This is a genomic window from Lactobacillus sp. W8172, from assembly GCF_016102055.1.
GTDB lineage: Bacteria > Bacillota > Bacilli > Lactobacillales > Lactobacillaceae > Lactobacillus > Lactobacillus apis_A.
In genome coordinates this window covers 586,369-599,616 of record NZ_JACFPG010000001.1, presented here as the reverse complement: position 1 = coordinate 599,616, position 13,248 = coordinate 586,369, and the positions used below count along the sequence as shown (strand labels likewise).

Annotated in this window: 13 protein-coding genes; 12 read left to right on the top strand and 1 reads right to left on the bottom strand. The window is 37.6% G+C overall.

Going from position 1 to position 13,248, the window contains the following annotated elements:
- Positions 1-165: 165 nt before the first annotated feature.
- From ymfI to H3R21_RS02695, 10 genes are all read left to right on the top strand, one after another.
- Positions 166-894, top strand: a complete 729-nt coding sequence (ymfI, locus tag H3R21_RS02740; protein WP_198182825.1) for an elongation factor P 5-aminopentanone reductase — start codon at positions 166-168, stop codon at positions 892-894.
- A 77-nt stretch (positions 895-971) separates the two neighbouring features.
- The gene (locus tag H3R21_RS02735) at positions 972-2,045 is read left to right on the top strand and encodes a RodZ family helix-turn-helix domain-containing protein (protein ID WP_198182823.1); all 1,074 of its coding nucleotides are present in this window, start codon (positions 972-974) and stop codon (positions 2,043-2,045) included.
- 34 nt (positions 2,046-2,079) lie between these two features.
- A complete protein-coding gene (pgsA, locus tag H3R21_RS02730) occupies positions 2,080-2,640 on the top strand; it encodes a CDP-diacylglycerol--glycerol-3-phosphate 3-phosphatidyltransferase (protein WP_198182821.1) in 561 nt (186 codons plus the stop codon).
- 153 nt (positions 2,641-2,793) lie between these two features.
- Complete coding sequence (locus H3R21_RS02725; protein WP_278952355.1) at positions 2,794-3,969, top strand: ABC transporter ATP-binding protein; 1,176 nt, start codon at positions 2,794-2,796, stop codon at positions 3,967-3,969.
- 1 nt (position 3,970) lies between these two features.
- Positions 3,971-4,594, top strand: a complete 624-nt coding sequence (locus tag H3R21_RS02720; RefSeq protein ID WP_198182819.1) for an ABC transporter permease — start codon at positions 3,971-3,973, stop codon at positions 4,592-4,594.
- Positions 4,595-4,607: 13 nt separating this feature from the next.
- Entirely contained in the window at positions 4,608-5,543 is a 936-nt protein-coding gene (locus H3R21_RS02715; protein ID WP_198182817.1) for an osmoprotectant ABC transporter substrate-binding protein, read from the top strand.
- A complete protein-coding gene (locus H3R21_RS02710; RefSeq protein ID WP_198182815.1) occupies positions 5,543-6,202 on the top strand; it encodes an ABC transporter permease in 660 nt (219 codons plus the stop codon). The genes H3R21_RS02715 and H3R21_RS02710 overlap by 1 nt, the downstream gene beginning before the upstream one ends.
- Positions 6,203-6,354: 152 nt before the next feature.
- Positions 6,355-7,467 (top strand): recombinase RecA, encoded by a 1,113-nt coding sequence (gene recA / locus H3R21_RS02705; RefSeq protein WP_198182813.1) that lies wholly within the window; start codon positions 6,355-6,357, stop codon positions 7,465-7,467.
- Positions 7,468-7,597: 130 nt separating this feature from the next.
- Positions 7,598-9,229 carry a ribonuclease Y gene (rny, locus tag H3R21_RS02700; protein WP_198182811.1) on the top strand — a complete coding sequence of 544 codons (1,632 nt, stop codon included), beginning with the start codon at positions 7,598-7,600 and terminating at the stop codon, positions 9,227-9,229.
- 109 nt (positions 9,230-9,338) lie between these two features.
- Positions 9,339-10,496, top strand: coding sequence for a glycosyltransferase family 4 protein (locus tag H3R21_RS02695; RefSeq protein ID WP_198182809.1), 1,158 nt, complete (start codon positions 9,339-9,341; stop codon positions 10,494-10,496).
- 13 nt (positions 10,497-10,509) lie between these two features.
- Here the strand turns inward: H3R21_RS02695 and H3R21_RS02690 are convergent, their stop codons facing one another.
- Complete coding sequence (locus H3R21_RS02690) at positions 10,510-11,172, bottom strand: YigZ family protein (protein ID WP_198182807.1); 663 nt, start codon at positions 11,170-11,172, stop codon at positions 10,510-10,512.
- A gap of 47 nt (positions 11,173-11,219) precedes the next feature.
- On the opposite strand from H3R21_RS02690, the gene H3R21_RS02685 reads away from it, so the two are divergent.
- Positions 11,220-12,503 carry a helicase-related protein gene (locus H3R21_RS02685; protein WP_198182805.1) on the top strand — a complete coding sequence of 428 codons (1,284 nt, stop codon included), beginning with the start codon at positions 11,220-11,222 and terminating at the stop codon, positions 12,501-12,503.
- Positions 12,500-13,189, top strand: a complete 690-nt coding sequence (locus tag H3R21_RS02680) for a ComF family protein (RefSeq protein WP_198182803.1) — start codon at positions 12,500-12,502, stop codon at positions 13,187-13,189. Before H3R21_RS02685 ends, H3R21_RS02680 begins: the two co-directional genes overlap by 4 nt.
- Positions 13,190-13,248: the final 59 nt, after the last annotated feature.

The following is a 13,248-nucleotide window of genomic DNA, read 5'->3' as shown; positions in this document are numbered from 1 at the left end:
AAGTTTAGCATGTGGTTTTTTTGCCAAGTTTTGAGAAAAAATAATGTTAAAATTAATTCGAATGTGAACTTTAGCCGAAATTGTAGCATCTGAAAAGTAATTATTATATAATTGCAATGCTGTTTTTGTTGTTTTGTTCACTAAAACAAAAAAGGAAATGTTTTGATGCAGCGAGCGATAGTTTTTGGTGCAACTGGTGGTATTGGGCGGTCGATTTGTACCGATTTAGCTGAAGCCGGTTGGTCTTTATATATTCATTGTAGCAGTAATTGGACAGCTGCTTGTGAAATGAGTCAAAGCTTCATGAAGCAATACCCATCGCAGGAATTTCTACCGCTCAAGTTCAGTTTTTTTGCAGAAAATAATGAGCTTGAAAAAATGGTGCAGAGCTTGCTGCCAATTAATGCAGTTATTTTTGCTCAGGGCATTACAGATTATCATCTTCTCAGTGACCAAAATTTGGATAAAGTCGATGAGGTAATGCAGGTCAATTTAGTTACACCAATTAAGTTGACTAGCTTGCTTGAGCCGCTCTTGCTAAAAAATGATTTTAGTCGAATTATTTTTATCGGTTCGGTTTATGGAGCTCAGGGCAGTGCAATGGAAGCAGTTTATAGTGCAACCAAGGCTGGACTAAGTCGCTTTAGCCAGGCATACGCTAGAGAAGTTGCATCGGCTAACTTAACGGTAAATGTTATAGCACCCGGTGCGGTTGACACAGCAATGAATAAAATGATTTCTGTTGAAGAAATGGCAGAAGTAGTAGGAGAAATTCCGGCTGGACGATTAGCCAGTGGCGCTGACATTTCATTCTGGGTCAAAGCCTTACTTGATCCCAATTCAACTTATTTAACTGGACAAACGCTTTATGTTAGTGGTGGCTGGTTAACTTAGTTTATATAATGGTAAAAGAAATTAGTAGTATATATGTTATACTCAGTGTGTAAAGTTATAAATTAAAAGGGGTAACTATGGCAGATATTGGAGACAAATTACGCAGTGCCAGAGAGGCAAAGGGACTTTCAATTGAAGATATTGAAAAAGTAACCAAAATTCAAGGCAGGTATCTGACGGCAATTGAGCAAGATGACTTTGATAAGCTTCCTGGAGACTTTTATGTACGTGCTTTTATTAGACAATATGCACAAGTAGTCGGATTAGACGGCAAACAGCTTCTTAGTGAATACCACAATGACATTCCCCAAGCTGAGCCTGAAGAATATGTTGAGGATTCAATCGATAACAAAAGTGAAGAAGTCAGCAAAACAACTAGCAATAAAAAGAAGATTTGGAAAGAGTATCTTCCAAGAATTATTGTTGGTGTAGGAATTATTTTGGCTGTGCTTGTTTGTTATATGGTTTATGCTCATTTTTCTGCTAGAGACAATCAACCTGACAATTCTGCTAACGATGTTTCTGTTTCATCAGATAACAATACAACAAAGCCTAAGAAACGGAAGCAAGTTAAGAAAGCTAATGTGAAAATTAAGCAATTGAGTAATAATCAATATCAAGTAACTGGCTTAAAGGAAAACCGCAGCTTAGTTGTACGAGCTGGTAATCAACAAACCAATGTTTCCGTTGTAATTGACGGCGTTAGTCAAGCAAGCCAACTGCTAACTCCAAATCAGAAACGTACTTTAGCTATTCCTGAATCTGCTAAAACTATGATAGTGACATTCACTAATCCTTATGGTGCAACAATTAGGATTGGTGGTAAGAGAATGCACTTTGATCCACGGATTACTGGCAGTACTTTGACTTTCTATATTGGTAAGTATAAGCAAGAACAATCTCAGACAACTGAGAACAATTCAACGCCAACTAATAATAACCAAGCGACTACGCATTCAAATACCAATACTAATACAAATCAGCATAATCAAGGCCAAAATCAGTCAAATGGTACCACTAATAACCAGCAGAACGGTCAAACTAATAATGGTCAATCAGGTCATGAAACAAACCAGCAAACTAACAATGGACAGGGAACTGAAGCTAACCATTCTAACCAGTCCACAAGTAACAGCAATGGCGGTCGGTAAAAGACTGCCAAATATTAGAAGGAAGTAATTTAGAATGAATTTACCTAATAAATTAACGGTTTTTAGAATTTTCTTAATACCGGTATTTGTATTAATTATTATTTTTGGTGGGAACGCCAGTGTTAAAGTTGCTGGATCAACTGTTTATTGGAGATTAGTAGTTGCTGCGATTGTTTTTGCAGTTGCATCGGCAACAGATTGGTTTGACGGACATATTGCGCGTTCACGTAACTTAGTTACTAACTTTGGTAAGTTTGCTGATCCTTTAGCTGACAAAATGTTGACAATGACAGCTTTTATTATGTTGATTTCTTTAAATTTAGCTCCAGCATGGATAGTTGCAGTTATTGTTTGCCGGGAGTTAGCAGTAACTGGCTTACGTTTGCTACTTGTTGAAAACAAGGGGCAAGTAATGGCAGCTGCTATGCCAGGCAAAATTAAGACTACATGCCAAATGTTATCAATTATCTTCTTATTAGTTGGTGATTTTTACCATATTGGAACAATTTTGCTATATCTAGCTTTAATTTTTACAATATACTCTGGCTGGGATTACTTCCGCAGTTCATGGGGTGTGTTCAAAGGATCTATGTAAAAATAACTTGAATAAATATAAAACACTAACTTAGTTAGTGTTTTTTGTTTGCTCAAAATTGGTTAATGAAACCTAGTATAGAGCAACAAGATTGATAACAAGTAATAATACTGTTAAGATTAAATTATGATTAAAATGAAAAGGAGAGATTTTATGGTAAAAGAAATTCCAATGGTTGAATTCAAAGATGTGACGAAGATTTACTCTAAGTCGAAGCAACCAGCAGTGGAGCACATTAGCTTTAAAATAAATAAGGGTGAATTTTGCTGTTTAATCGGTACCTCCGGTTCAGGTAAAACGACGTTAATGAGAATGATTAACCGGATGAATAGCGTAACTAAAGGACAAGTCTTGGTTAACGGCAAGGACGTAAAGAAGCTTAACTCAGTTAACTTACGTCGAAAGATTGGTTACGTAATTCAAAATAATGGTTTAATGCCGCATATGACAATTCGTGAAAATATCGTTCTAGTACCCAAACTTTTAAAATGGTCGAAAGAAAAGCTCAATGAAGAAGCAGAGCGTTTAATTAAACTGGCTGAATTACCCGAACCTTATTTAGATCGCTATCCAGCTGAACTCTCTGGAGGACAACAGCAACGGATTGGTGTAGTGCGGGCCTTGGCTGCAAATCAAAATTTAATTTTAATGGATGAACCTTTTGGTGCGCTAGATCCAATTACGCGGGAGAGCTTACAAAACTTAGTGCAAAATTTACAAATGCAGTTAGGTAAAACGATTGTTTTTGTGACACATGACATGGACGAAGCACTAAAACTTGCCACTAAGATTGTCGTTTTGCATGACGGCAAGTTAATTCAGGTAGGAAGTCCGGAAGAAATTTTGCATCATCCTGCAAATAAATTTGTTGAGAGCCTGATTGGTGAAGAGCGACTTTCTGAAGCAAAGTATGAAACTGTTAAGGTTAAAAACGTGATGACAGCACCCGTAAAAATTAATTTGGGTGCTTCTTTGAATGATGCGTTAGCAATGATGAAGGAACGTCACGTTGATACTTTGCTTGTGATTGATGATGATAATCATTTGAAAGGCTACATTTCGATTGCTGACTTACAAAGAAAGTATCCTCATGTTAGTTCAGTTAGTGATATTATGTTGCCAATTAATGCTACCGTAGGGCCTGAAGAATATTTACGTGATAACTTCAGCAGAATTTTAAGTCGCAACGGTCAATATATTCCTGTCGTTGACGCAGAGAGAAAGCTAATTGGAGTAGTTACTCGATCTAGTTTAGTTAATGTTGTCTATGAAAAAATTTGGGGAGAAAAGAAACCTGCAACAGAAGAGTTAGAAAAGAAGGCGAATTAGTATGTCTGCTTTCATTGCACAACATGGTTCAGAGTTGCTTGAGAAAACTTGGCAACAAATTTATATTTCCGCAATTTCATTGTTTTTGGGAATCATAGTTGCGGTACCGATTAGTGTGATTTTGCTTAAATTTCCTAAGACTGCTAAAGTCGTAATCGCACTTGCGAGTATGTTGCAGACCATTCCAGCCTTAGCACTACTCGCAATGATGATTCCTTTCTTTGGTGTGGGACGTGTACCAGCAATTATCGCATTATTTCTTTATAGCCTGATGCCAATAATGCGAAATACATACGTTGGCTTGACTGATGTAAATCCAGACACGATAGACTCAGCTCGCGGACTAGGAATGACGAAAATGCAATTAATTCTTAAGGTTGATATCCCCTTAGCAATGCCGGTAATTATGTCGGGCATTCGTTTATCAGCTATCTATGTCATTGCTTGGGCTACTTTAGCATCATATATTGGTGCCGGTGGATTAGGTGACTTCATCTTCAATGGCTTAAGTTTATATCAACCAGATTTAATTTTTGGTGGTACGATTCCAGTTATTATCTTGGCACTTTTGGCAGATTACTTATTGGGCCTGTTAGAGAAGAAGCTTTCGCCGAAGGGAATATAAGGAGGTATGTCTAATGAAAAAGCAATTTAAAAATTTATTGTTGTTATTCATTGCAGTCTTACTTGTATTGACCAGCAGTGCTTGTGGCTTACCTGGTTTAGCGGATACTCAGGGACAAAATGATGATATTAGGATTACAGCTCTAACGACTACTGAATCACAAATTGTGGCTAACATTGTTGCTCAATTGATTGAACATGAAACGAATTATAAAACTTCAATTATCAATAATTTAGGTTCAGCGCCAATGCAACACCAAGCTTTATATCGGCACGATGCTGACATTCAAGCTGCTGCTTACGATGGTGGTGAGTTAACAGCTAATTTACTATTACCAGCAATTAAGGATTCAAAAAAGGCGAATGAAACAGTTAGGCGAGAAGTAAAGAAAAGATGGGATCAAACTTATCTGCCCACTTATGGTTTCGCGAACAACTATGCTTTTATGGTAAGAGCGAAGGATCAGGAAAAATATCATTTATATAATATTTCTGATTTAAAAAAAGTAAAGGATAAGTTTTCTTTCGGAGTTGCATCGGAGTGGGTCAATGCTCCTGGTGTTGGTTATCCTGCCTTTCAGACAGCGTATGGCATTACCTTTTCAAAGGCACATCCAATGAATATCGGGCTAGTATATTCAGCTTTGAAAAGTGGAAAGATGGATGTCATTTTAGGCTATTCGACTGATGGCCGGATTGATAGTTATAAATTACACTTACTAAAAGACGATAAGCACTTTTTCCCACCATATAACTGCGGGATGTTGATTAATAACTATCTTTTACGTGAGCATCCTGATTTAAAGCCACTTTTAAGTAGATTAGTAGGTAATATTAATGTCCATGAAATTAGGGCAATGAATTATCAAGTGGATGATAAATTACTTGAGCCTGCTACTGTCGCTCATCAATTCTTGGTCAAGCACAATTACTTTAGGGGGCAAAAATAATGTCAAAATTAGGTTTGTGGCAACAATTTATTTATTATTACCAGCACAATGGCAGTTATGTTTTGCAACAATTTAACCGCACGTTTTTAATCTCGATATACGGCGTACTGTTTGCAGCTGTAGTTGGAATTCCCATTGGAATCTTTATTTCCAGGAATGCACGCTTAGGTAACTTCGTTGTAGAAATTGCCAACTTTATTCAAACTATTCCGTCACTTGCATTGCTTTCGATAATTATGATTGGGATGGGACTAGGTGTAATGACGGTAATAGTGACGGTGACGCTCTATTCTTTATTACCAATTATTAAAAATACATATACTGGAATGAAGAGTGTTGATAAAAATGTCATTGACTCAGGTAAAGGGATGGGTATGACTAAATGGCAGTTGCTCTATCTAGTGCGACTTCCGTTATCAATGTCAGTAATTATTGCCGGATTAAAAAATGCTCTCGTGATTGCAATTGGAATCACATCAATTGGTTCTTTTGTTGGTGCAGGAGGACTAGGCGATATAATTATCCGTGGCACCAATGCAACTAACGGTAGTGCAATTATTTTAGCAGGTGCATTGCCAACCGCGTTAATGGCAATTTTGGCAGATTTACTTCTGAACTTTTTACAAAAATGGTTGCAACCAAAAGGGCTAAGAAATTAAATTGCAAAAAATTATTGTTAGTTCTAGCGTACTTATTAGTAAGAAAGTAATTTTAAAACATTTGTTCGCTTTTTCTTGCAAATATACACTAAATCAAAGTATAATTAGTAAGTACTAAATTGAGGACTAGATACTAGAGGAGGAAAAAATTCTTGGCCAAAGATGAAAAGCAGGCTGCATTGGAAAATGCGCTGAAAAAAATCGAAAAGAATTTTGGTAAAGGTGCCGTTATGCGCATGGGCGACAAGGCGGATACCAAAATTTCAACCGTTCCATCCGGCTCGCTTGCATTAGATGCAGCTCTTGGGGTTGGCGGCTATCCGCGAGGCAGAATTGTTGAAATTTATGGACCTGAATCTTCAGGTAAAACTACGGTTGCTTTGCATGCCGTAGCTGAAGTGCAAAAGCGTGGCGGAACGGCTGCGTATATTGATGCGGAAAACGCAATGGATCCAGCATATGCGGAAGCTTTAGGTGTTGATGTTGATTCACTTATCCTATCCCAGCCAAATACTGGTGAAGAAGGTTTGCAAATTGCGGACACACTGATTACGAGTGGCGCGATTGACATTTTAATTGTTGACTCTGTAGCTGCCTTAGTACCTCAAGCAGAAATTGATGGTGAAATGGGTGACAGTCACGTTGGTTTGCAGGCTCGTTTGATGAGTCAGGCCTTACGTAAGCTGTCAGGAAACATTAATAAGACAAAAACGATTGCAATTTTTATTAATCAGATTCGTGAAAAAGTCGGTATTATGTTTGGTAATCCAGAAACTACTCCTGGTGGCCGTGCCCTTAAGTTCTATTCTACGATTAGACTAGAGATTAGAAGAGCAGAAAAAATCAAGCAAACTGGTGGCGAAATTACTGGTAACCGAGTAAAAATTAAAGTGGTTAAAAACAAGGTTGCGCCGCCATTCAAAGTCGCTGAAGTTGACATGATGTACGGCAAGGGTATTTCACAAAGTGGTGAATTACTTGATATGGCTGCCGATAAAGATATTGTTGCTAAAGCGGGTTCTTGGTATTCATATAACGATGAAAGAATTGGCCAAGGGCGTGAGAATGCCAAAGCGTATCTTGAAGAGCATCCTGATATCTATGATGAAATTCAACAGAAGGTAAGACAAGCCTATGGCATTGATGAAGAGTCAATTGCTGAGCGTGAAGACCCTGAAAAAGTTAAAAGTAAAAAGGCTAAAGAAGCTGAAAATGCTGAAAAGGAGGTTTCCGAAAAAAAGGAAACCGACAACAAAAGTAACTAAAGTTGAGGAGATTAACCTTGATCTATAATTTAGATCAAGGTTTTTTTCTACTTGTTTGACATCGTTCTCGCGGTTCATTATTATTAATTATGTGTAAATAATCTAAAAAACAAAAAAGGCGATAGTAATCATGACAAATACAATATTGATTCCCGTCGCGGTTGCTATTATTTCAATTTTAGTTGGTACAGTCATTGGCTACGCTGTTCGAAAGAACGTTTGGGAGAAAAAAGTCCAAAATGCGCAAAGTGATGCTGACCATATTTTAACCGAAGCAAAAGCACAAGTAGATGCTGCAAAAGCTGAAGTCAACGCACAAAAGCAGGCAGCAGATGCTATTAAGCAAAGTGCACAAAATACCAAAAAAGAGAAAATTCTTGAAGCTCAAGAACAGATTCAAGAATATCGACAAAAAGTTGAAGATGAGCTAAACACAAAGCGTGACGCAATTGCACGTGATGATAATCGCTTAAAACAACGAGAAGATACACTCAATCACAAGAATTCTTTGTTGATCGAAAAAGAGGATGGACTGACCGAGAAGGAAAACCAATTAGTAAAACAAAAAGCTGATTTAGATGGAAAAATTAAAAAAGCTGATGAGCTGGTACAGCAAAGCCAAGATAAGCTCTACGAAGTAGCTCATTTGGATAAAGAGCAGGGTAAAAAGATGGTTCTTAGTCAACTATCTGATGAACTAGTTAAAGAACGTGCGGAAATGATTCAAAATAGTAATGAGGAAGTTAAGGCAAAGGCTGACCATTATGCTCATAAGATCATTATTGATGCCATTCAGAATAGCTCAGCTGATACTGTGGCCGAGACTACTGTCTCAGTTGTTGATTTACCTAATGAAGAAATGAAAGGACGAATTATTGGCCGTGAAGGTAGAAATATTCGTTCTTTTGAAGCCCTTACTGGTGTTGATTTAATTATTGATGATACTCCAAAAGTAGTTACACTAAGTGGTTTTGACGCAATTAGACGTGAAATTGCAAAACGAGCAATGGAACGCTTAATTAAGGATGGACGGATTCATCCTGCTAGAATCGAAGAAATGGTTGATAAGGCTCGTAAAGAGGTCAATGACGATATTTATGAAGCAGGTGAAAGCGCCCTAATGGAATTAGGAATTCATAAAATGAATCCTGAATTGGTTAAAACATTAGGTCGACTCAAGTATCGGACATCATATGGACAAAATGTTTTAGGGCACTCGATTGAAGTGGCAAAATTAGCCGGCACAATGGCGGCTGAGCTAGGTTTAAATGAAAAATTAGCGGTTCGCGCGGGATTATTACACGATATAGGAAAAGCCATCGATCATGATATTGAAGGCTCGCACGTAGAAATAGGTGTGGAATTAACAAGAAAATATCATGAACCAGATGTAGTAGTTAATGCAATTGCTGCTCATCACGGGGATGTACCGAAGACTTCGTTTATTGCTGAACTAGTAGTGGCAGCAGACACGATTTCTTCTGCAAGACCAGGAGCAAGAAGTGAAAGTTTAGAAAACTATATTAGACGGTTAACTGAACTAGAACAAATTGCGAATCGGTATGACGGAGTTAAACAGGCTTATGCCATTCAAGCAGGACGTGAAGTTCGCGTAATGGTAGAGCCAGATAAGATCTCTGATGATCGCATCACTGTTTTAGCACGTGATATTCGAAACCAAGTTGAAAAAGAGCTTGATTACCCAGGTAATATTAAGATCACGGTCATTCGTGAAAAAAGGGTAGTTGCAGTTGCAAAATAAAGAGGTTGAATGAAAATTCGACCTTTTTTTGTGCTAAGAAAAGCCTAATTTGTACATTTTCCGCCAAGTCGGTATAATTAAGAGAATTAATTTATGAAAGTAGCCGATTATGTTTAAAATTATCGTTGAACTGTTTTTCTTAGTGATTATTCAAGCTGCAATCACACCTTTTATTAGAAGATTAGCCTTTGTTCTAGGGGCAGTAGACATCCCCAACAAAAGAAGAGTAAACAAAAAACCAATGCCGACTCTAGGTGGCTTGGGTATTTTTGTTACTTTTAATATTGGGGTTTTTATTCTCTTGCGTGAGCAATTTCCTACCCATGAAGCTTTTAGTGTTCTTCTTGGGTCGAGTGTAATTGTTCTAACCGGAATTATTGATGACATTATGGAACTTAAGCCAAGGCAAAAAATGTTTGGTATTTTTATTGGTTCATTGGTAATTTACTTTTTGGCCGGAATCAAAATGAGCGTACTAAACCTGCCATTTTTAAATAAACAAATAAATCTTGGCTGGTGGAGCTTACCTATAACAATTTTTTGGATTTTAGCGTTGACTAATGCTGTCGATTTAATTGACGGCCTTGACGGCTTAGCCGATGGTGTATCAATGATATCATTGACAACAATGGGAATAGTTGGCTATTTCTTCTTACATACAGGTCAGCTATACATTCCAATTAGTTGTTTTATGCTAGCCGCATGTCTTTTAGGATTTTTACCGTATAATTTTCATCCTGCCAAAATGTTTTTAGGCGATACAGGAGCCCTCTATATTGGTTTCATGATTGCGGTATTTTCGCTTAAGGGCTTGAAAAATGTAACTTTCATTTCAATGCTAGTACCAGTCACAATTTTGGGTGTGCCAATCACTGATACGATTTATGCGATGATTAGACGTAAGCTTAATAATCAACCTGTTTCACAGGCGGATAAGCATCATCTGCATCATCAGTTAATGAAAATGGGGCTAACTCACCGGCAAGCAGTTTTAGCAATATATGGAATTTCACTGATTTTTTCATTCATTTCATTGCTTTTCTTACTTTCACCGGTGTGGGGCCTATGGCTACTCATTACAGGGTTAGCAGTAGCACTAGAGTTATTTGTTGAATCAATTGGCTTATTGGGTGAAAAATACAAACCGCTTTTAAGTTTGATACAAAAAATAATCAATTCACGTAGTAAGAAAGACCCAACGGTTGAAGTATGGCATTTGGGTCAAGAAAAACCAGAACAATTAAAAAGCAAACATAAAAAGGACTAGGCACTAGTCCTTTTTATTTATCATGATAATTATGATCGGTAATTGGAATTTCATTATAGCGTTTATCACCTGGCGTAAACTCGATTTGACCGCTCATAAGGTTGGTGAGCTTTTTTTCAAGCTCTTGCTGCTCATTTTCATCGATAAAAATGCTAATGACAACATCGACCCCATAGGTAACTTTTTCAATCCAAATGTTTTCTTCTTTTAGAAAATGGTTCACTTCATCAAACCGATTATATGCGACGTGAAAAGAAAGCTCTTGTTGCAAGACACGCTTAACAACGCCGATTGCCTCAGCTCCTTCGGTAACGCTGTTAGAATATGCCCGAATTAATCCACCAGCACCAAGTTTAGTCCCCCCAAAATAGCGCGTAACTACAGCAGTAACATTTTTTAAATTCATCAGTTGTAGGGCTTTTAGCTCAGGAACACCAGCGGTTCCAGAAGGTTCACCATTATCGCTGGCTTTTACCTGCTCATCGTTTAATCCTATCGTATAAGCATAAGTGTTGTGAGTTGCATCACGGTATTTTTTTGTGGTTGCAGCGATTACTGCTTCAGCTTCAGCTACTGATTCGGTGCGAAAAAGACTTGCAATAAAGCGACTCTTTTTAATTACTATTTCGTTTGAACCATTTTCTTTAATTGTTAAATAATTTTCTTCTTTGGCCAAAAAAGTTTGCCTCCTTTTGACGTATTTATTATTAGGAGGACAGAGAAATGGAAAATTCATCTTGCCTCACTGGCCGCCAGTGGATTAGCAGTCAAGAGGATTTTAGCACAAATGAAACTTTAACTAAAATTAACGCAATTCAGCAAGGCCACTGCATGCGTTGCGGTGCAAGAGTTTATGCGAAGCTGCCAAATGGCAAATTTTATTGCCGCGATTGTATTGAATTAGGACGCATAGTAGAAGGTGATTTACTTGTTCGTAACCTAGAGTTAGCTGAATTTCCAAGAATGAACAATGGCGGTTTAACCTGGCATGGCAGTCTGACAAAACGTCAGGCAGCTGTTTCGTGCGAACTTGTTGAAAATTTCAATCAAAGAGCAGATACGCTAGTTCATGCAGTTACTGGTGCTGGAAAAACAGAAATGCTCTTTGCGGCAATTGCGGAATGCATTTCGCAGGGGAAAAGAAGCTGTATTGCAACACCAAGAATAGATGTTGTTAATGAGCTGTACCCGAGATTTAAGGCAGCTTTTAACACAATAAAAATTGGGAAATATCATGGCAAAGAGTATCACGAACCCAGACTGGATCAACTGACCATTTGTACTACACACCAACTAATGAAGTTTTATCGTGCCTTTGATTTGCTGGTAATCGATGAAGTGGACTCTTTTCCATATGTTGAAAATACGCAACTGCATTTTGCCGCCAAGAATGCTGTGAAAGAGGATGGTGTAAGAACCTACTTAACGGCAACGCCAACAAATGATCTGCTTGAAAAGGTTAAGAAAAAACAGTTAAAGATTTTACGTCTTAACCGACGGTTTCATGGTGGATTATTACCAGTTCCGCGAGAATTATTTTTTAACCGCCCATTTTTACTCAAACAAAAAATTAATCCTAGATTGTTAAAAGAAATTAACGCAGTTATTAAGAGTGGTCATCAATTACTGCTTTTTGTGCCTAGAATTGAACAAATACCCATCTATGTGAATGCATTAAAAGATGATGCTCAGTTTAGCAGTGTGATAGTTGAGGGCGTTCATGCCATGGATAAAAATAGATTGGCAAAAGTGGAAAATTTTAGGCGGGGGAAGTCGCAACTTCTTGTGACAACAACAATTTTGGAACGAGGAGTAACTTTTAAGCATGTATGGGTAATTGTTGTGCAAGCTGATGACGAGATTTATACATCAGCTAGCCTTGTTCAAATTGCAGGGCGTGTCGGCCGGGCAAAAGATGATACAGATGGACTTGTTTTATTTTGTTACCGTAAGTACACGCAAAATATTCGTAATGCACTTAAGCAAATTAGGGAGATGAATAAATGAAAAAGTGCTTGTTATGTGGGCAAGATTTCATTCCTGCTACCTCATTTTTGCGGATTTTTTCCTTTAAGAAATTTCATGAACAATGTTTTTGCCAGCATTGTTTGACCAAATTTGCACCAATAAGTGGAGAGCACTGTAAAATTTGTTATGGTAAAGCTGCTGTAAATGAACTCTGTCTTGATTGTTTAGAATGGCAAAAAGTGTATGGGAATAATCTGCTTCATAATCATGCAATTTATCGCTACAATGATGCTTTTCACGAAATAATGGTAAGTTATAAACGATATGGTGACTATGTTTTACGAGAAGTATTGCAAGAACTGTCCTTTGAGCATTTAAAGAAAATTAAAGCCGATTTTTATGTTCCTATCCCCACATCCCCTGAACACATCACAAAAAGGCAGTTTGATACAGTTGCTGAGATTTACAGTCAACTAGTGCCACTTTCGTTTCTTCTTGCCAAAAAAGAAGGTCAAGGTGCCCAAGGTGAGCGTACGCGAAGTGAGCGGCTGAAAAGCAAACAAAGTTTTTTTGTTAAAGAGGGAATTAAGGCTGATGTGAATAAACGCTCAGTCCTGCTTTTGGATGATATTTATACGACTGGAAGAACTTTATATTATGCTCGGGATGCACTTCAAATAGCCTTTCCACAAGCACAGATTTCTAGCTTTACAATTTGTCGATGAGATATGTTGTTCAGCGCTTTCAAGTTTTGTTATAATATAGATAAGATAAGACTGCGAAT

Bases quoted from the DNA above. Each gene is read 5' to 3' on its own strand.
- ymfI (WP_198182825.1), top strand. From the start codon at position 166: ATGCAGCGAGCGATAGTTTTTGGTGCAACTGGTGGTATTGGGCGGTCG.
- H3R21_RS02735 (WP_198182823.1), top strand. From the start codon at position 972: ATGGCAGATATTGGAGACAAATTACGCAGTGCCAGAGAGGCAAAGGGA.
- pgsA (WP_198182821.1), top strand. From the start codon at position 2,080: ATGAATTTACCTAATAAATTAACGGTTTTTAGAATTTTCTTAATACCG.
- H3R21_RS02725 (WP_278952355.1), top strand. From the start codon at position 2,794: ATGGTAAAAGAAATTCCAATGGTTGAATTCAAAGATGTGACGAAGATT.
- H3R21_RS02720 (WP_198182819.1), top strand. From the start codon at position 3,971: ATGTCTGCTTTCATTGCACAACATGGTTCAGAGTTGCTTGAGAAAACT.
- H3R21_RS02715 (WP_198182817.1), top strand. From the start codon at position 4,608: ATGAAAAAGCAATTTAAAAATTTATTGTTGTTATTCATTGCAGTCTTA.
- H3R21_RS02710 (WP_198182815.1), top strand. From the start codon at position 5,543: ATGTCAAAATTAGGTTTGTGGCAACAATTTATTTATTATTACCAGCAC.
- rny (WP_198182811.1), top strand. From the start codon at position 7,598: ATGACAAATACAATATTGATTCCCGTCGCGGTTGCTATTATTTCAATT.
- H3R21_RS02695 (WP_198182809.1), top strand. From the start codon at position 9,339: ATGTTTAAAATTATCGTTGAACTGTTTTTCTTAGTGATTATTCAAGCT.
- H3R21_RS02685 (WP_198182805.1), top strand. From the start codon at position 11,220: ATGGAAAATTCATCTTGCCTCACTGGCCGCCAGTGGATTAGCAGTCAA.
- H3R21_RS02680 (WP_198182803.1), top strand. From the start codon at position 12,500: ATGAAAAAGTGCTTGTTATGTGGGCAAGATTTCATTCCTGCTACCTCA.